The 16,815-nt window shown below is 62.6% G+C and carries 17 protein-coding genes and 1 pseudogene; 15 read left to right on the top strand and 3 right to left on the bottom strand.

Translation table 11 applies throughout. From position 1 onward, the window contains the following. Nucleotides 1-24: 24 nt before the first annotated feature. Entirely contained in the window at nucleotides 25-729 is a 705-nt protein-coding gene (locus ACODTB_RS25355; RefSeq protein ID WP_079385910.1) for an isocitrate lyase/PEP mutase family protein, read from the bottom strand. A gap of 485 nt (nucleotides 730-1,214) precedes the next feature. After that, complete coding sequence (locus ACODTB_RS25360) at nucleotides 1,215-3,074, bottom strand: glutamine--tRNA ligase/YqeY domain fusion protein (protein ID WP_197970338.1); 1,860 nt, start codon at nucleotides 3,072-3,074, stop codon at nucleotides 1,215-1,217. Nucleotides 3,075-3,161: 87 nt separating this feature from the next. Here ACODTB_RS25360 and ACODTB_RS25365 point away from each other — a divergent pair, with 87 nt between their 5' ends. The 15 genes from ACODTB_RS25365 to ACODTB_RS25435 all read left to right on the top strand — a co-directional run bounded on the left by ACODTB_RS25365 (nucleotide 3,162) and on the right by ACODTB_RS25435 (nucleotide 16,227). Then, nucleotides 3,162-3,995 carry an AraC family transcriptional regulator gene (locus ACODTB_RS25365; protein WP_051519701.1) on the top strand — a complete coding sequence of 278 codons (834 nt, stop codon included), beginning with the start codon at nucleotides 3,162-3,164 and terminating at the stop codon, nucleotides 3,993-3,995. A 124-nt stretch (nucleotides 3,996-4,119) separates the two neighbouring features. After that, nucleotides 4,120-4,629, top strand: a complete 510-nt coding sequence (gene msrA, locus ACODTB_RS25370) for a peptide-methionine (S)-S-oxide reductase MsrA (protein WP_008652077.1) — start codon at nucleotides 4,120-4,122, stop codon at nucleotides 4,627-4,629. An 85-nt stretch (nucleotides 4,630-4,714) separates the two neighbouring features. After that, entirely contained in the window at nucleotides 4,715-5,203 is a 489-nt protein-coding gene (locus tag ACODTB_RS25375) for a peroxiredoxin family protein (RefSeq protein ID WP_034053978.1), read from the top strand. A 4-nt stretch (nucleotides 5,204-5,207) separates the two neighbouring features. Then, nucleotides 5,208-6,740: a protein adenylyltransferase SelO gene (locus tag ACODTB_RS25380; protein WP_074423286.1), complete on the top strand. Its 1,533-nt coding sequence runs from the start codon at nucleotides 5,208-5,210 to the stop codon at nucleotides 6,738-6,740. A gap of 567 nt (nucleotides 6,741-7,307) precedes the next feature. Continuing rightward, nucleotides 7,308-7,748, top strand: coding sequence for a peptide-methionine (R)-S-oxide reductase MsrB (msrB, locus tag ACODTB_RS25385; RefSeq protein WP_034054008.1), 441 nt, complete (start codon nucleotides 7,308-7,310; stop codon nucleotides 7,746-7,748). Then, nucleotides 7,745-8,965, top strand: coding sequence for a bifunctional alpha/beta hydrolase/OsmC family protein (locus ACODTB_RS25390; protein WP_008647313.1), 1,221 nt, complete (start codon nucleotides 7,745-7,747; stop codon nucleotides 8,963-8,965). Before msrB ends, ACODTB_RS25390 begins: the two co-directional genes overlap by 4 nt. Continuing rightward, a complete protein-coding gene (locus tag ACODTB_RS25395; RefSeq protein ID WP_487300239.1) occupies nucleotides 8,902-9,279 on the top strand; it encodes a DUF427 domain-containing protein in 378 nt (125 codons plus the stop codon). The genes ACODTB_RS25390 and ACODTB_RS25395 overlap by 64 nt, the downstream gene beginning before the upstream one ends. Then, nucleotides 9,276-10,685, top strand: coding sequence for a mercuric reductase (locus tag ACODTB_RS25400; RefSeq protein ID WP_034053982.1), 1,410 nt, complete (start codon nucleotides 9,276-9,278; stop codon nucleotides 10,683-10,685). The genes ACODTB_RS25395 and ACODTB_RS25400 overlap by 4 nt, the downstream gene beginning before the upstream one ends. A gap of 17 nt (nucleotides 10,686-10,702) precedes the next feature. Next, complete coding sequence (locus ACODTB_RS25405) at nucleotides 10,703-11,311, top strand: sulfite oxidase-like oxidoreductase (protein WP_008647302.1); 609 nt, start codon at nucleotides 10,703-10,705, stop codon at nucleotides 11,309-11,311. Beyond that, nucleotides 11,304-12,065, top strand: coding sequence for an FAD-binding oxidoreductase (locus ACODTB_RS25410; protein ID WP_042797684.1), 762 nt, complete (start codon nucleotides 11,304-11,306; stop codon nucleotides 12,063-12,065). The genes ACODTB_RS25405 and ACODTB_RS25410 overlap by 8 nt, the downstream gene beginning before the upstream one ends. 21 nt (nucleotides 12,066-12,086) lie before the next feature. Then, nucleotides 12,087-13,295 carry an ergothioneine biosynthesis protein EgtB gene (egtB, locus tag ACODTB_RS25415; protein ID WP_197022694.1) on the top strand — a complete coding sequence of 403 codons (1,209 nt, stop codon included), beginning with the start codon at nucleotides 12,087-12,089 and terminating at the stop codon, nucleotides 13,293-13,295. Next, the gene (gene egtD, locus ACODTB_RS25420; RefSeq protein ID WP_034053995.1) at nucleotides 13,292-14,269 is read left to right on the top strand and encodes an L-histidine N(alpha)-methyltransferase; all 978 of its coding nucleotides are present in this window, start codon (nucleotides 13,292-13,294) and stop codon (nucleotides 14,267-14,269) included. Before egtB ends, egtD begins: the two co-directional genes overlap by 4 nt. 13 nt (nucleotides 14,270-14,282) lie before the next feature. Next, on the top strand, nucleotides 14,283-14,729 hold the full coding sequence (locus ACODTB_RS25425) for a hypothetical protein (RefSeq protein ID WP_008647292.1): 447 nt from the start codon (nucleotides 14,283-14,285) through the stop codon (nucleotides 14,727-14,729). A gap of 23 nt (nucleotides 14,730-14,752) precedes the next feature. Continuing rightward, nucleotides 14,753-15,289, top strand: coding sequence for an MOSC domain-containing protein (locus tag ACODTB_RS25430; RefSeq protein WP_034054001.1), 537 nt, complete (start codon nucleotides 14,753-14,755; stop codon nucleotides 15,287-15,289). 5 nt (nucleotides 15,290-15,294) lie between these two features. Continuing rightward, the gene (locus ACODTB_RS25435) at nucleotides 15,295-16,227 is read left to right on the top strand and encodes a CorA family divalent cation transporter (protein ID WP_042797683.1); all 933 of its coding nucleotides are present in this window, start codon (nucleotides 15,295-15,297) and stop codon (nucleotides 16,225-16,227) included. A gap of 156 nt (nucleotides 16,228-16,383) precedes the next feature. On the opposite strand, the pseudogene ACODTB_RS25440 reads toward ACODTB_RS25435, so the two are convergent. Beyond that, a pseudogene (locus ACODTB_RS25440) lies at nucleotides 16,384-16,758 on the bottom strand (ATP-binding protein); the annotation flags it as partial. Nucleotides 16,759-16,815 lie beyond the last annotated feature (57 nt).

A 16,815-nucleotide genomic window follows, 5' to 3' on the forward strand; every position in this document is an offset into this window, starting at 1 on the left:
CGCCAGTGCTAGCTTTGCGTACCGTCACTTATTGCACTGAAAACGAGGAGACCCCAAAGATCCGAGTTGGGGCACGGTGAGAGGTGAACCTGTCAGGCCCATGACCACGGTGAGGGGGGCATTGATCTCCCGGACGAGCGCTTCGATGGTCTTGGGGTCGGAAGCCCCCGGCACAAAGAGGCAATCCGCACCCGCCTCTCGGTACGCATTGCATCGCTCGACGGCCTCTGCAAAAACATTGCTCGCACCAGTCAGGTAGACATCGGATCGGGCCGTCAGAACAAAAGGAACTCCCGACGCGTCCGCGGCGCGTCTTGCTGCCCGAACGCGCGCGACAGCGTGCTCTCTGTCGAACAGGGCTTGCGCAGGATTGCCGCTGTAGTCCTCGATGTTCGCGCCCACCACACCAGCACGAATCGCAGCCGCGATGGTTTCTCCAACCTCTTCAGGGCTCGCACCGTAGCCCGACTGGAGATCGGCGGAGACAGGAAGTGGACTTGCCGCAGCAATGGACCCCACGCGATCCAGCATGGTCTCCCTGCTCACAGCAGCTTCTTGATCAGGGAATCCCAGCGAGAAAGCCACGCCTGCACTCGTAGTGGCGATAGCGGGAAAGCCGCAGGACGCGAGCATCAGCGCACTACCAACGTCCCAAGCGTTGGGCATCAGAAAGATGGCCTCGGCAGTGTGCAATTGCTGGAACCGTAGACCCCGTTGGATTTGGCTCATTATGGCCATCCTAGTCGCCGAAGTTGGTGGCGGGTACTTCAGTCGGTATCGTGCGTATGGGCAATCTCGCCCAGACACCGCATCAACTTGTCGTAAAGCGTGCGCCCTGTTGTCGGGGGAGGTATGCCACACACCCATGTACTTCCTGCCGTTTTTGCGATTTGGTAGAGCGCCTCACTTTTCGACCATAACCAGCGCATGCACAGATTCGTCGGTGTCGAAAAACGGCTCACGTTGCTTGCGTGGTTGCTTTAGGCAGCGCGTTCGAATCTCCTCGGGACGATTCAAGACAGGTTTACCGGGCAAACGCTCCGCAACTCCTATGTGGCCGTGTCAACCGCGCGTTGTTCCGGATCTGTTCACCTACTCGCCAAAACGGAGTAGATAGCTACCCCCAGATTCTGAGAGTGAAGTGGTGCAAGGCGATGTCTTCAACAAAGACGATTTGTACGAGGCATTAAGCAAGCACAGAGTGGGAATAGCGATCAATTCCAACGATCCTTCAACCCCGTCACCCGGTTGAACACCACTTTCCCGCCCACCCCGTGGTCCGCACGGTCGGCCACGAAGTAGCCGTGGCGCTCAAACTGGAATTTCTGGTCTGGCTTCGCTGCAGCCAGTGAAGGCTCCACAACCGCCGTCACCACCTTCAGGCTGTCGGGGTTCAGCGCGTCCAGGAAGTTCTTGCCGCCCGCGTCGGGTTGCGGGTCGGTGAACAGGCGGTCGTACAGGCGCACTTCGGCGCTCACCCCGTCGGCGTTGCCCACCCAGGTGATGGCGGCTTTGGCCTTGACGCTGTCGGCGCCGGGGGTGCCGCTCTTGGTGCCGGGGATGACCTTGGCGTGCACTTCGGTCACTTTGCCTTCGGCGTCTTTGGCGCAACCCGTGCATTCGATGACGTAGCCGCCTTTGAGGCGCACCACGTTGCCTGGGAACAGGCGCTTGTAGCCCTTGGGCGGCACTTCTTCAAAGTCTTCGCGTTCGATCCACACGTCCTTGCCGATCTTGAAGACGCGGTCAGGCGGCGGCGTCTGGCCTTCGGCAATGGTGCTGTGGGGCAGGGCGGGCTGGGTGCAGTCTTCGGTGTAGCCGTCAGAGCCGAACACTTCGGCCCAGTTGGTGAGCACCAGCTTGACGGGGTCAAGCACGGCCATGCCGCGGTGGGCCTTGTTTTCCAGGTCTTCGCGCAGGCAGCCGTCGAGCGTGCTGTAGTCGATCCAGGAGTCGCTCTTGGTCACGCCGATGCGTTCGGCAAACAGCTGGATGGCCTCGGGCGTGTAGCCGCGGCGGCGCAGGCCGACGATGGTGGGCATGCGCGGGTCGTCCCAGCCGCTGACTTTCTTCTCGTTCACCAGCTGCGCCAGCTTGCGCTTGCTGGTGATCACGTAGGTCAGGTTCAGGCGCGCAAATTCGTACTGCCGCGGCGGTGGGGCCTTGAGCAGGCCGCCTTCGCACAAACGCTCCAGCAACCAGTCGTAGAACGGGCGCTGGTCTTCAAATTCCAGCGTGGCGATGCTGTGGGTGATCTGCTCCAGCGCGTCCTCGATGGGGTGCGCGAAGGTGTACATGGGGTAGATGCACCAGGCGTCGCCCGTGTTGTGGTGCGTGGCGCGGCGGATGCGGTAGATGGCCGGGTCGCGCAGGTTGATGTTGGGCGAGGCCATGTCGATCTTGGCGCGCAGCACGGCGGCGCCGTCGGCCAGTTTGCCGTCGCGCATCTCGCGGAAGCGGGCCAGGTTCTCTTCCGGGCTGCGGCTGCGGAAGGGGCTGTCCACGCCGGGCTTGCCGAAGTCGCCGCGGTTGATGCGCATGTCTTCGGCTGTCTGCTCGTCCACATAGGCGTGGCCGGCGGTGATAAGGTATTCGGCCGCGCGGTACATGAAGTCGAAGTAGTTCGACGCGTAGTACAGGTGGCTTTCCTGCTTGCCGTTGAAGTTGGATTCCCAGTTGAAACCCAGCCACTGCACCGCGTCGAGGATGGAGTCCACGTACTCCTTTTCTTCCTTCTCGGGGTTGGTGTCGTCAAAGCGCATGTGGCAGACGCCGCCGTAGTCGCGCGCCAGGCCGAAGTTCAGGCAGATGCTCTTGGCGTGGCCCACGTGCAGGTAGCCGTTGGGTTCGGGCGGGAAGCGGGTGCGGATCTTGGCCGGGTCGGGCTGGCCGGCGTCGTGGAAGGCGGCATCACCCGGGCCGCCGCCCCATTGGCGCTGGGCGTAGGTGCCGGTGGCGAGGTCTTTTTCAATGACCTGGCGCAGGAAGTTTGACGTCCTGAGCGCCTGGCCCTCAATTTCTGCGGGAGCTTGGTGGTGTCGAGAGATGCTGGACGAAAGGGACGGGGGGGGCATGCAGTCATTCTAAGGAGAGGCGGAAGCTCCAAGATAATCAAGGTCTAACCCACAACAGGTGTCACGCGCTTGAACCAAAGCACTCCCTTGCCGAACGCCTCTCTGCTGAACCAGCTGTTACGGTTCACCCCCACGGCGCGCATGTTTTTCTCGGGAAATCTCTGTACCCTGACGCAGGGATCCGAGGCTGACGGCCTCAAGCAGGGGACGATGCACCTGCTGAGTCGCGGCGAGCTGCAACTGACGCGCAAGGGCTTTGCGCCGCTGAACGTGCGGGCGCCCAGCGTGCTGTTGCTTCCCCGCGCGTTGGAGCACTGGGTTCAGGGCTCAGGGCCGCAGGGGGTGGACCTGATGTGCGCCACCCTCAGTGAATTGGCGCCGCCGCTGGACATGATCTTGCCGGACGTCACGGTGATTGACTTGACCGCCACGTCATCGCTGCAGCGACCGGTAGAGCTGCTGTTCGAGGAGGCCGAGGCACGTGCTTTTGGTTATCGGGCAGCGATCGACCGCCTGCTGCAATACACCTTCGTGGTGCTTGTGCGTCACCTGATTGATCGGCAACTGCTGTCCGGCGGTGTGCTGGAGGCCATGGTCGACAGCCGTCTGGGTGTGGTGCTGTCCATGCTGCACGAATCGCCAGAGCACGACTGGACGCTTGACAGCATGGCGGAGCTGGCGCACCTGTCCCGGTCTGCCTTTGCCCTGCGCTTTGTCCAGGTGGTGGGCATACCGCCGTTGACCTACTTGACCCACTGGCGCATGGCGGTTGCCCGCAACCTACTCGCGCAAGGGCAGGCAGTGAAGGCGGTGGCCTCTCAGGTGGGCTACGGTAATGCCACCGCATTCGCGCGAGCGTTTCAACGGGCCTCGGGGCAATCGCCCAGCGCTTGGCAGATGGAGCATCTGAGTCAGCCGTAGGTCCATCGCGCCCTGGTTCTGGACGATCGGTGGCGTGATGCGGACGCCGAATGCCGTTGTGCTGTGCCGAACGGACCCGACTTCAGGTTCAATGCCTTGAGGCAGAACTTTGAAGGAGATCACGATGAACCCGAGCGAAAAAGCAGTCCTGGCCGGCGGTTGTTTCTGGGGCATGCAGGACCTGGTGCGCAAGCTGCCTGGCGTGTTGCGCACCCGTGTGGGCTACAGCGGCGGCGATGTGCCCAACGCCACCTACCGCAACCACGGCACCCACGCCGAGGCGTTGGAGGTGGAGTTCGACCCCACGCAGACGAGCTTTCGCGACCTGCTGGAGTTCTTCTTCCAGATCCACGATCCGAGCACCCCGGGGCGCCAGGGCAATGACCGCGGCAGTTCCTACCGGTCGGCCATTTTCTACACCTCGGACGAGCAGCTGGCCACGGCGCAGCAGACCATTGCCGATGTGAATGCCTCGGGTTTGTGGCCGGGCAAGGTGGTCACCGAGCTCGCGCCCGCGGGGCCGTTCTGGGAGGCCGAGCCCGAGCATCAGGACTACCTGGTCAAGCACCCCAACGGCTACACCTGCCACTACCCCCGTGCGGGCTGGAAGCTGCCGCGACGCGAGATCGGCTGACGGCCAACGCTCAAGAACGGTGGGGGTCGGCGCGCCAGTGGGCGGGCCGACCCGGTGTGTCTGTTTTTTTCCTGAGGAGATGGTGATGCAATCCCGGTGCATTCAACAGGCGCCCGAGCTGCGGGTGCCGTGGTGGATCGACGGCGAAGGGCGCAGCATGGCACCGCTGAAGCTGTCCGATCTGGGCGACGGGTTCAAAGTGATCTTCTGCTTCCAGCACTGGTGTCCGGGCTGCCACAGCCATGGCTTTCCGACCCTGCAGAAGCTGATCAAGGCGTTGGGCGATCGCGGCTTCGCGTTTGCCGCGGTGCAGACCGTGTTCGAGGGCGCCGAGTCCAACACCTTCGAGCGCCTGCGCGAGACGCAGTTGCGCTACGGCTTGAACATTCCGTTCGGACACGACCCTGCGATCGGACGCGCGTCGTCGCTCATGGCGGACTACGGGACGCGCGGCACGCCGTGGTTTTTGGTGATCGATCCGCTGGACGAGGTGCTCTACAGCGACTTCGAGCTCGACGAGCGGCAGCTGATCGGGGCGTTCGGCGCTTCGAACGATGGTCTCAAGGCGGCCTGAAGTCATGCGTGCGTCCACACCAAAGGCCGTGTCGGAGCCGAAGACGCCGGGGACGGGCCCGGCGTTTCGGCTGCCGTTTGACAACAGCTTCTTCCGGGACATGCAGGGGTTCTATGTGCCTTGGAAGCCCGAGCCGTCCCCGGCCCCGGCCTGGGTGCAGTTCAACGACGCCCTGGCGCTGGAGCTGGGGCTGGAGCCGGCGACGCTGAAGTCTGCGACCGGTCTGGCGTGGCTGTCCGGCGTGGAAATGCCGGCTGAGGCGGCGCCGCTGGCGCAGGCCTACGCGGGACACCAGTTCGGCCAGTTCTCGCCACACTTGGGGGATGGCCGCGCCTTGCTGCTCGGGGAACTCATCGACACGGCAGGACAGCGTCGGGACCTGGCCCTCAAGGGGTCGGGCCGTACGCCGTTTTCGCGCCGTGGCGATGGCAAGGCGGCACTGGGCCCGGCGCTGCGCGAGTACCTCATGGGCGAGGCCATGCACGCGTTGGGCATTCCCACGACGCGTGCGCTGGCGGTGATCCGGACCGGTGAGCGGGTGAACCGCGAGGGCTCGCCCCCCGGGGCGATCTTGGTGCGCGTGGCGGCCAGCCACTTGCGGGTGGGCACTTTTGAGTTCTTCGCGGCGCGGGAGGAGGAGGTGATGCTTCGGCGGCTGCTCGACTATGCCGTGGCGCGGCATGACCCCGCCCTCGCCAAGCTTTCCGACAAGCCCATTCCGATGCTGGAGGCCGTCTGTGAGCGGCAGGCGCAGCTGATTGCACGCTGGATGGGCGTGGGCTTCATCCACGGGGTGATGAACACCGACAACATGAGCATTTCGGGCGAGACCATCGACTATGGTCCGTGTGCGTTCATGGAGGGTTTCGATCCGGCCACGGTGTTCAGCTCGATCGACCGTCAGGGGCGATATGCCTACGGCCAGCAGCCGGCCATGGCGCAATGGAACCTGGCCCGTCTGGCCGAAGCGTTGCTGCCGGTTCTGGACGCCCGCGATATCGACGTCGTGGAACGGGTGGAACAGGTGGTGGCCGGGTTTGCCGTGCGCTTTGACCGGCATTGGACCGGGCAGCTGCGCGCCAAGCTGGGCTTGGCCGCTGAAGAGCCGGACGACCGCGCCCTGGCGGACGACTTCCTGCAGCTGCTGCAGCGGGAAAAGGTGGACTTCACGCTGGCGTTCCGCCTCCTGTCCGACGCCATCACGGGGCCGGATGCCGCACTGCACGACCTGTTCGGACGGGAGCGCCCGGCGCTCTCGGACTGGCTGGCGCGCTGGCGCCAGCGCATGGCCCGGGAGGGAAGGACCTTGCAGGACTGCGCCGCAACGGCGTGGTCGGTCAATCCCTTCGTGATCCCGCGCAATCACCAGGTGGAGGCGGCGCTGTCGAGTGCCGTGGACGAGGCCGACCTCGGTCCGTTCGAGCGCCTGCTGGCGGTGCTGGGGCGGCCGTACGAGACGGTGGAGTCCGCGCGGCCATTCACGCTGCCGGCCTCGCCCGAAGTGGCCGCAGCCCACCGCACCTTCTGCGGCACCTGATTGGGGTACCCAACGATTTCTGAAAGGAGACTTCGCATGACCACAACGAAACAGGAACCCGGTGTCCTTGGCGAAGCGGCCGCTCCCCTGGGTGTGACCCGGTGGGTGGACGCGTCGGGCCAGGCGCTGGAACACTTCGACCTGGACCGCATGCCCGGCCGGTTCAAGCTCATCTTCTGTTTTCAGGACGCCTGCCCGGGGTGCCATGCGACCGGCTTTCCGGCGCTTGCCCGGGTGGTCGACGCGTTTCGGGGGAGCGACTTCGTCGGGTTCGCCGCAGTCCAGACCGTGTTCGAGGACTTCGGTTCGAACACCTGGGAGCGCATGCTGGCCAATCACTCCCGCTACGCGCTGGGCATTCCCTTCGGGCACGACGCCGGTGACGAACAGGACGGCGCGGGTTCGGAGCTGATGCGCCGCTACCGCAACGGCGGCACACCCTGGTTCATCCTGATCGATCCCGATGGCAGAGTGGTCTACAACCATTTCCGAATCGACGCCGACAAGCTCGTCACCTTTCTCAAGCGGCTGGAAAACGAACCGGCGGCACCGGAGCCTGGGCCCGACATGTTGACTTGGAAAGGAGTGATTCAACTGGTGGAAACGGGCAACCCGACGCCACCGCGCCGAGTTGAGCGCAGCGAAGCCGAGTGGGCCCAACAGCTGACGCCCGAGCAGTTCCGAATCACGCGGCTCAAGGGCACCGAACGGGCGCACAGCTCCTCGATGTGTACGCTGTTTTCGCCCGGGATCTACCGGTGCGTGTGCTGCGGCACTGAACTATTCGATGCGTCGACCAAATATGACAGCCGCAGCGGCTGGCCCAGCTTCACGCAGGCCATTGCCCCGGGTCTGGTGGGCTATCACGGAGACAACAGCCACGGCATGGTGCGGGTGGAGACGACGTGCAACGTCTGCGACGCCCACCTGGGTCACGTGTTTCCCGACGGACCCAAGCCCAGCGGTCTGCGCTACTGCATCAACGCCCTGGCACTGGAGAAAGCATGAGCAGCGAAAAGGTAGGCTTCGCTGGCAGCAGCCAGGGTCTGCTGGTGGGTGTCTTGGAACGCCCGGACCATGCACCGTTACAAGCCCTGGCGGTGTTTGCCCACTGCTTTACCTGCGGAAAGAACTCTCTCGCCGCGACCCGCATCAGCCGGGCGCTGGCTCAGCAGGGCATCGCCACGCTGCGCTTTGATTTCACCGGTCTGGGCGAGAGCGAAGGCGACTTCGGGCGCGGTGGCTTTTCGTCCAGCGTGGCGGACATTGTGGCGGCGGTGCACTGGATGCAGAGCACGATCGGCATGCCTGCACTGTTGGTCGGACACAGCCTGGGGGGGACGGCGGCCATCGCGGCGGCTGCCCGCCTCGACGGCATACGGGCGGTTTGCACGCTGGGCGCACCCGCGACGGCCGACCATGTGCTTCGTCACTTCGGTCCGACCAAGTCCGAAGAGGATGGGCAGATCCAGGTCGACCTGGGCGGCCGGGCGTTCAGGATCGCGCCGGCCTTCATTGAAGAGCTCCAGGCCCAAGCCCACGAGAACCCGGTCAAGGGGCTTCGCGCGGCCTTGCTGGTTATGCACGCGCCAAGTGACGCGGTGGTGGACATCGGCGAGGCACAGGACCTGTTCAAGGCGGCCAGACATCCTAAGAGTTTCATCAGCCTGGACGATGCGGACCATCTGCTCACGCGCCCGGCCGATGCGCAGTATGCGGCTGACCTGATTGGCGCCTGGGCCTCGCGGTTTCTGCCGATGCGAGCCGAGCGAAACGATGCGCCGTCGGACCTTCGTGCGGGCGAGGTGTGGGTGGGGGAGCACGATCACGCCTTCTGGCGATCGATGCGAGCAGGTCCGCACCACCTCGACGCCGATGAGCCCAAGGAAGTGGGTGGTGGCGAACGCGGGCCCGATCCTTATGAACTTCTGCTGATGTCGCTGGGCGCCTGCACGTCCATGACATTGCGCCAGTACGCCAAGCGAAAAGGCTATGCGCTCAAGGATGTCCAGGTCAGGTTGCGTCATGAGCGCGCGCACGCGACCGATTGCCAGGAGTGCGGGGATCGCTCGGGACAGGTTGACCACGTCACGCGGCAGCTCCTGCTGAGCGGACCGTTGAGTGAAAGCCAGCGACAGGACCTGTTGCGCATCGCCGATCGTTGCCCCGTGCATCGAACGCTGGAGAACCATCCGGTGATCACCACCACACTGATTCGGGACTGATCCCAACCACACACAAACGAAGGAGACGGAGCATGAGAGCCATCTGGAAAGGCACCACCATCGCTGAGAGCGATGACATCGTGGAAGTTGAAGGCAACGCCTATTTCCCACACGACGCGTTGCGCCCGGAACATTTCAAACCAAGCGATACGCACACCACCTGTCCATGGAAGGGGCGGGCCAGCTACTACGACGTCGTGGTCGGCGAAGACGTGAACGCTGACGCGGCGTGGTACTACCCGTCGCCCAAGGCTGGTGCGGAGGCGGTGACCGGCAGGGTGGCGTTCTGGCGCGGTGTCGAGGTGCGGCCATGAGCGGGGAACAGAGGTTCGACGCGATCGTGATCGGAGCCGGTCAGGCCGGTCCCTTTCTGGGCGCGACACTCGTTGCCCGGGGTATGAAGGTGGCGCTCATCGAGGAGCGTGACCTGGGTGGTACCTGTGTCAATCGGGGCTGCACCCCAACCAAGACCCTACGCAAGTCGGCTCGTGTGGCTCACATGGCGCGCCGGGCCAGCGAATTCGGTGTGCAAACCGGGTCGGTCCAGGTCAACTTCAGGGCAGCGATGGAGCGCATGCAACGCCGGGTGGAGGAGGCTCGCTCTGGCCTGCAGGCCTGGCTGGGCCAGTTGGAAGGACTCACCATCATCAAGGCGCGCGGTCGCCTGGCGGGCCGTGAAGGCGAACAGTTCGTGGTGCTGGCCGGCGAGCATCAGCTGGTGGCGCCCAAGGTGGTGCTGAACACCGGCACACGTCCCTTTGTTCCGCCGGTGCCTGGGCTGGACGAGCTGCCGTTCCTGGACAACGAACGGCTGTTGGCGCTGCGTGAATTACCGTCCAGGCTGGTGATCATCGGCGGTGGATACATCAGCCTGGAGATGGCTCAGATCTTTCGGCGGCTGGGAAGTGAGGTTGCCATTCTGGAAACAGGGCCCCGCCTCACGGCCCGCGAGGACGAGGACATTGCAGCCGCTGTGACCGGAATGCTGACAGCGGAAGGCATCGAAGTGAACACCGGCGTGCGCATTGAGCGGGTCGGCAAGGCGGACAACGACGCTGGCGTGCGGGTGCAGTTGGCTGGTGGCCGCAGCGTGGATGGCAGCCACCTGCTGGTGGCCACCGGGCGAATACCGAACACCGACTGTCTGGGCCTGGAAACGGTGGGCCTGGAGGTCAGTGCGCGAGGCTACCTGGTCACCAACGACCGGCTCGAAACCGCGGTTCCCGGCATCTGGGCGCTGGGTGACATCAATCAGCGCGGGGCCTTTACCCACACCAGCTACCACGATCAGGACATCGTGGCGGAGAACCTGGCCGGAGGGCAACGCAGCGCCGCCGCGCGCGTCGGCATTTATGCCATGTTTACCGATCCTCCGCTGGCCCACGTCGGTCTTTATGAGGCCGACGCGCGAAAACTCGTGACCGAAGGGCGACGCATTTCCCAGGCGGTTCACGCCATGAAGGACGTCAGTCGCGCGAAGGAAGAAGGCGAAACCGTGGGCAAGATCAAGCTCCTCATCGATGAGGACAGTGGTCATTTCCTCGGAGCGACCATGCTCGGGATCCAGTCGGACGAGATCATTCAGGCGATCGGTCTGGTGATGGCCAGTGGCGGCACCTGGAAGTTGGTCCGGGATGCATTGCCCGTTCACCCGACGGTCACCGAGTTCCTGCCCACCATCATTGATCGACGCAAGCCCTTGACCGCAAGTTCTGGGTGAGCCGGAGGACCCACACCATGCCCATCAACCGCTCATTCAGCGGCCGCAATCGCGATGTCCACAACCACGGCGGTCGACTTCCGCCAGGACAGTCCCTGACGGAAGGTTTTCCCGTGCTGACTGCGGGCCCCACCCCAAAAGCCTTGGCGCTTGGCGATTGGCGCTTGACCTTGAAGGTCGGTGTGCGGCCGGTTCGCGTTTGGACCTGGAGCGAATTCCAGGCCCTGCCCCAGACCGAGCAGGTGGTCGATATCCATTGCGTTACCACCTGGTCGAAATTCGACACCCGCTGGCGCGGTGTGACGTTGGACACCTTGTTGCAGGCGGCCGGACTGGAAGCGCCCACGCCTTGGGTGTTGGCGCATTCTCAGGACGGCTACTCCACCAACGTGCCGTTGGCCGATCTGACACAAGGGCGCGCAATGATCGCAACGCACTACGACGACCGACCGCTCGCGCCCGAGCACGGGGGACCGGCACGCCTGTTGGTGCCGCATCTCTACTTCTGGAAGTCGGCCAAGTGGGTCAATGCGCTGCAGTTCAACGAGCGCGACGAGGCCGGGTTCTGGGAACTGCGGGGCTATCACATGCGAGGCGACCCTTTCAAGGAAGAGCGCTATGGATGAGGCTGTTGGTCAACACCGGCTGAGCTGGCAGACCGCACGCATCGATGCGTTGCAGGCACTGACTCCACGCGTCATGCGGGTGGTGCTGCGTCCTGACAGATGGGTTCGCCCGAGGCCGGGCCAGCATTTGGATGTCCGACTGACAGCGGAAGACGGCTATCAGGCACAACGGAGCTATTCACTCCTCTCACCTCCTCAACGTACCGGGCTCTATGAGCTTGGCATTGAGCGTTTGGACGATGGCGAAGTATCCACCTGGTTTCACGACAAGGCCCAGCACGGCGAAACGATTGAAGTCCTCGGACCGGTTGGAGGTCATTTTGTGCTTGACGAGTCGAACACACGACCAGCCTTGCTGATTGGGGGAGGATCTGGCGTCGTTCCCCTTTTGTCCATGGCAGCGCAACGCGTGGGTGCATACAGCCAAGCGCATACAACGCTGTTGGTTGCCGCACGCCATCTTGACGAAGTGTTGCTCTGGCCCACCCTGCAGCGATGGGAAGCGTTTACGCCGCGGTTTCGCAGCCGACTGGCGCTCTCGCGGGATACCTGTGCCCCGCGCGCACAGGACCACGTTGGCCGCATTGATGGAGCCGATGTTGCTTGGGCATTGCAGCAATTGGGTGATGTGGCGACCGAATCTGCGCAGGTTTTCATCTGCGGGCGTAATGACTTTGTCGAGTCCATCGTTCATATGGTCACCGGGCTAAATGTGCCCGAGGTCTCCATCCGCACCGAGCGCTTCGGAAGTTGACTCTCTTTTTTCTCATCTGCCGTGACACCTGAAGACATCCGCCTAACCCGATACGTCTCTGTCCGTTCGCGCAGCGAACGTCTGTGTGCCCCTCTGAGTGCCGAGGACCATGTTCCCCAACCGGTTTCCGACGTCAGTCCGCCGAAGTGGCACTTGGCCCACACCACGTGGTTCTTCGAGACTTTTGTCCTCGCGAAACAACAGCCGGACTATCGACTGTTCCATCCTCTGTATGGCTACCTGTTCAACAGCTACTACGAATCGGAGGGCGCTCACCTGGCACGCCCGCAGCGAGGGAGCTTGAGTCGCCCGACGGTGGCTGAGGTGATGGCGTATCGCGCGCATGTGGACGAGTCCATGCGCCGTATGCTGAAGGAACCACTGGAGCCCGCGGTCGCGGCCTTGGTAGAGCTGGGCATGCAGCATGAACAACAGCATCAGGAGTTGCTGATCACAGACATCAAGTACATCCTGGGCCACAACCCATTGCATCCGGCGTATGACCCTCTGGGCATCGGTCCCCAAGATGTGACGGCCGAACATGATGGAACCTGCCCACCACTGGACGATTGGCTTAGCGTCGAAGGGCAGACGATTCGCATGGGCCACCAGGGGCCAGGGTTCGCCTTCGACAACGAGTCGCCATCGCATTTGGCGCTCATTCAAGGAGTAGACATCCGTGTGGCGCTAGTCACCAATGATGAATACCTTCAGTTCATGCGCGACGGAGGATATCAGCGCCATTCGCTCTGGCATGCGGAAGGCTGGGACTGGGTGCAAACGCTTAAATTCCGTGCGCCGATGTACTGGCAGCCCGACCCTAACCAGCCTGACGGATGGGGTCATTACACGCTCCAGGGGGTGATGCCGCTGACCAGTCAGGCACCAGTCACGCATGTCAGTTACTACGAGGCACACGCTTTCTGCGATTGGGCGGGGTGGCGATTGCCCACCGAGTTCGAGTGGGAAGCAGCGGCAAGCCGGTTCGACTGGGGGCGTCGATGGGAATGGACGCGCAGTGCCTATCAGCCCTATCCCGGTTTTGCCCGCAGCGAGGGCGCAGTGGGCGAATACAACGGGAAGTTCATGGTGAACCAGCAGGTCTTGCGCGGAGCGTCCTGGGCCACATCGCCGGGCCACGCCCGTTTGACATACCGGAACTTCTTTCACGCTCCGTTGCGTTGGCAGTTCACGGGCATCCGTCCTGTTCGCTCGCGGGAGTCCGCATGACTGATCGGGACAGACTGACGGAGCATGTTCTGCAAGGGTTGACGCGACCACAGAAGGCGCTCTCATCCGCTTGGTTCTACGACGATGAGGGCTCGCGCCTGTTTCAGCAGATCATGGCGCTGCCCGAGTACTACCTCACACGCCTTGAGCACGAGCTGCTGCGCTCACGCGCGGATGAGCTTTCCCGGTGGATAGATCCTCGGTGCAGCCCGATCGATCTGATTGAACTGGGCAGCGGCGACGGGGCCAAAACGCTGTCGCTGTGCCAGGCACTGGCGCAACGTGAAGTGGATTGCATCTACAGGCCTATGGATGTGTCCGCACACGCCCTAGCGGATCTGAGCCGCCGCTTTGACACGTACCTCCCCCGCATGGCCATCGAACCGGTGCTGGGAGACTATTTCGAGCATTGGCCTCAGATTGCCGAAGGGCGACGCCAGGTTGCAATGTTGCTGGGCAGCAATCTGGGCAACCTCGACGAACACGGTGCCGTCAAGCTGCTGCAGCGGGTGCATTCGCATTTGCGCCCGGGTGACCTTGTGCTGCTTGGTCTGGATCTGGTCAAGGACCCGGCCATGTTGCGCGCAGCATACGACGATTCACAGGGCGTGACCGCTGCGTTCAATTTGAATCTGCTGACGCGGTTGAATCGCGAGTTGGGCATGGACTTCGATCTGACGAAATTTCGGCACTACGCCAGCTACTGTCCGCTGGAACACGTGGCCAGAAGCTTTCTGGTGAGCCAAGTTGACCAGGTGGTCCACAGCAGAACCCTTGACCGAGGGTTTGTATTCCATGCCGGGGAGACCATCTATACAGAGCAATCCCAGAAATACTCCCTGGCTTCAATCGAACACCTCGCACGCCGAAGCGGGTTTGACAACACCTGCACCCTGACCGACCCCCGAGGCTGGTACGCCATCACCGTCTGGCACCGGCTACCGTTCACCCCAACGCAACAAACGTCGACCTGAAAAAGGAGTCCTAATGAGCAACAAGACCCATCTGCGCCAGACCATGCTGGACCTTGCCGAAGGGCGCCTGCGGTTTGCTGAACAGACCTATGCGCAATACCTGGTCGGTGCGGCGGGCCGCGGAGATGAACCCAGTGAAAGCGATGCGGCGTCGCGGGCCGTCAACAATGCCGCTCTGGCGCAGGCGTTCGAATGCCCCATTCACGATCATCAGGAGGCCCTGGAAGTCTTACGTCAGATCGATTTCGGTCCCCGGGATTCGGTGGAGACAGGCGCCGTGGTTCGCATCGACGGGCGTTGGTTCGTGATTGCGGTTGCTAGCGATGCCTTCCAGTGCGACGGCAACACCTACATGGGAATTTCCACCCAGGCGCCCATCTACGCAGCGATCGCAGATGCCCGAGCCGGTGATGTTGTCAGCTTCCGGCAACGCGAACTGCACATAGAGGAAGTCTTGTGATGCACCTCATTCGAGTCTGAACGATGGGCGGCACGCTGCGCGACTTGGTCCGGCGCTTTCATGGCACAGGTCGACTTGGTGCCATCGTTCTGCGCCCGGATCGCCTCAAGGACGCTGTGTCCGTGCAGGAGGCCAGGGCCGAACCGGGTCTCGGGCTGATTGGCGATCACCGCTCCCTGCGGCTTCGTCAGTCGGATGCGCAACGCCATCGCGAGCTGAGTCTGATCCAGGCTGAGCACCTCAGCTTGCTCGGGGTCTGGACGGGGCAAGCCCCAATTGCCCCGGAGCGTTTGCGGCGCAACCTCGTGATCTCGGGGATCAACATCGCCGCGATGCATTCACCTTTCCGGGAAGAGCGCTTTGTCTGGCGAATTGGCGGTTCGGTCCGCATTGAAATCACGGGGCCATGTCCTCCTTGTTCACGCATGGAGGACGAGCTCGGTGAAGGCGGTTACGCCGCGCTGCGTGGTCACGGGGGCGCCACGGCACGGATCGTCGTAGGTGGCGTGCTACGGGTTGGAGATACCGTTAACCTTGACGTTGAATCCACCGTGGGCTGAGAGCCATGATCGAAGCAGAGCGTACGCCTGGGTTCCTCCATCTTCTCCAGATGACCGGCGGTGCGTCGTGGTTGCACATGTGCATCCACCACCGCGAGACGGAAGGTTTTCTCTCGAGCGCGACCGGCCTGGACAAGCTGATCGCCGCAGCGATGGTCTCTGAAGATACCCGGTCGCGGTTGCGCGTCCACGGGCAGGGTGTGATGGTTCTGCTCAAAGCGATGCATCTGAGAGCTGATGGAGTGGGGCATCCAGAGGACATGGTGTCCATGCGAATCTGGATTGATGAGCGTCGGGTTATCACGACCCGCGAGGAGGATGTGGATCCCATCCTCGAACTTGCAGAAGACATCTCTCAGGGGCGCGGCCCTGCAACGCCAGGTGACTTCCTTTGCGATCTCATCGAAGAGCACCTCGCGGAAGTTTCCGAGCAGGTCGAGATGCTGGAGGATGGGGTGGATCTGATCGGCGGCCTTCTGGTTCAGCACCAGACGGAAGCGGCATGCCCGAGCATGGCCAATACCCAGACCGCGATCTCTGGCTTTCTTCGTCATCTTGGCCCCCAGCGAGCCGTTCTTCAAACGTTGACAACTCTCGTCGTCCCGCCGCTGAATATAAATCACCGAGGCCGACTGGAGGAGCACCTGAACCAGCTGTTGCGGTTGCTCGAAACGCTGGAGAATTTGCGTGACCGTATCGATATCCTCAGTGACCAGGCAAACCGCATTCAGGAGCGACAGCTGAATCAAAGCTCTTATGTTTTTGCCGTGGTATCCACAATCTTCTTGCCCTTGAACTTTGTCACTGGCCTGTTTGGCGCCAATCTTCTGGGACTGCCGTTCGCAGATGCCACCAATGGCTTCTGGGTGTTGGTAGGTCTTTGCTTACTAATGAGTGTTGGGTTGGTAGCGGTCTTTCGCTGGTTCAAATGGCTTTAGTAGACGGTTTGTGGACTGTTTGAGATGTATCTTCGGAGCCGTCCATCAAGGACGGGTGCGCTGTTAGGAAAAACGATACGTGCCTGTTGATTCATCAGCACAACTGAGCCAGTGATCACGTCGAATACTGAGCCACTGGGTTGATGGATGTTCTGGCTACTCGGTTGTGGATAAGTCTATCGGGTCTGCTGCTTTTCGATCTCCTTTCTGAGCTTTTGCACGTGGCTTGGACGGTGCCGCGCCAGCGGCACTGGAGTGCTTGAATCGCCAGCTCTCATTGCCTGTCTCCACGATGTGGCAGTGGTGCGTGAGGCGGTCGAGCAAGGCGGTTGTCATCTTGGCGTCGCCGAAGACGCTGCTCCATTCCGAGAAGGTGAGGTTGGTGGTGATCACCACGCTCGTTCGCTCGTAGAGCTTGGAGAGCAGGTGGAACAGCATCGCACCGCCCGACTGCGTGAACGGCAGGTAGCCCAGTTCATCCAGGATCACCAGATCGACGTACATCAGCCGGTGTGCCAACTGCCCGGACTTGTTGGGGTCTCCTCGTTTTCAGTGCAATAAGTGACGGTACGAAAAGCTAGCACTGGC

The organism is Hydrogenophaga sp. FG152, assembly GCF_057809615.1.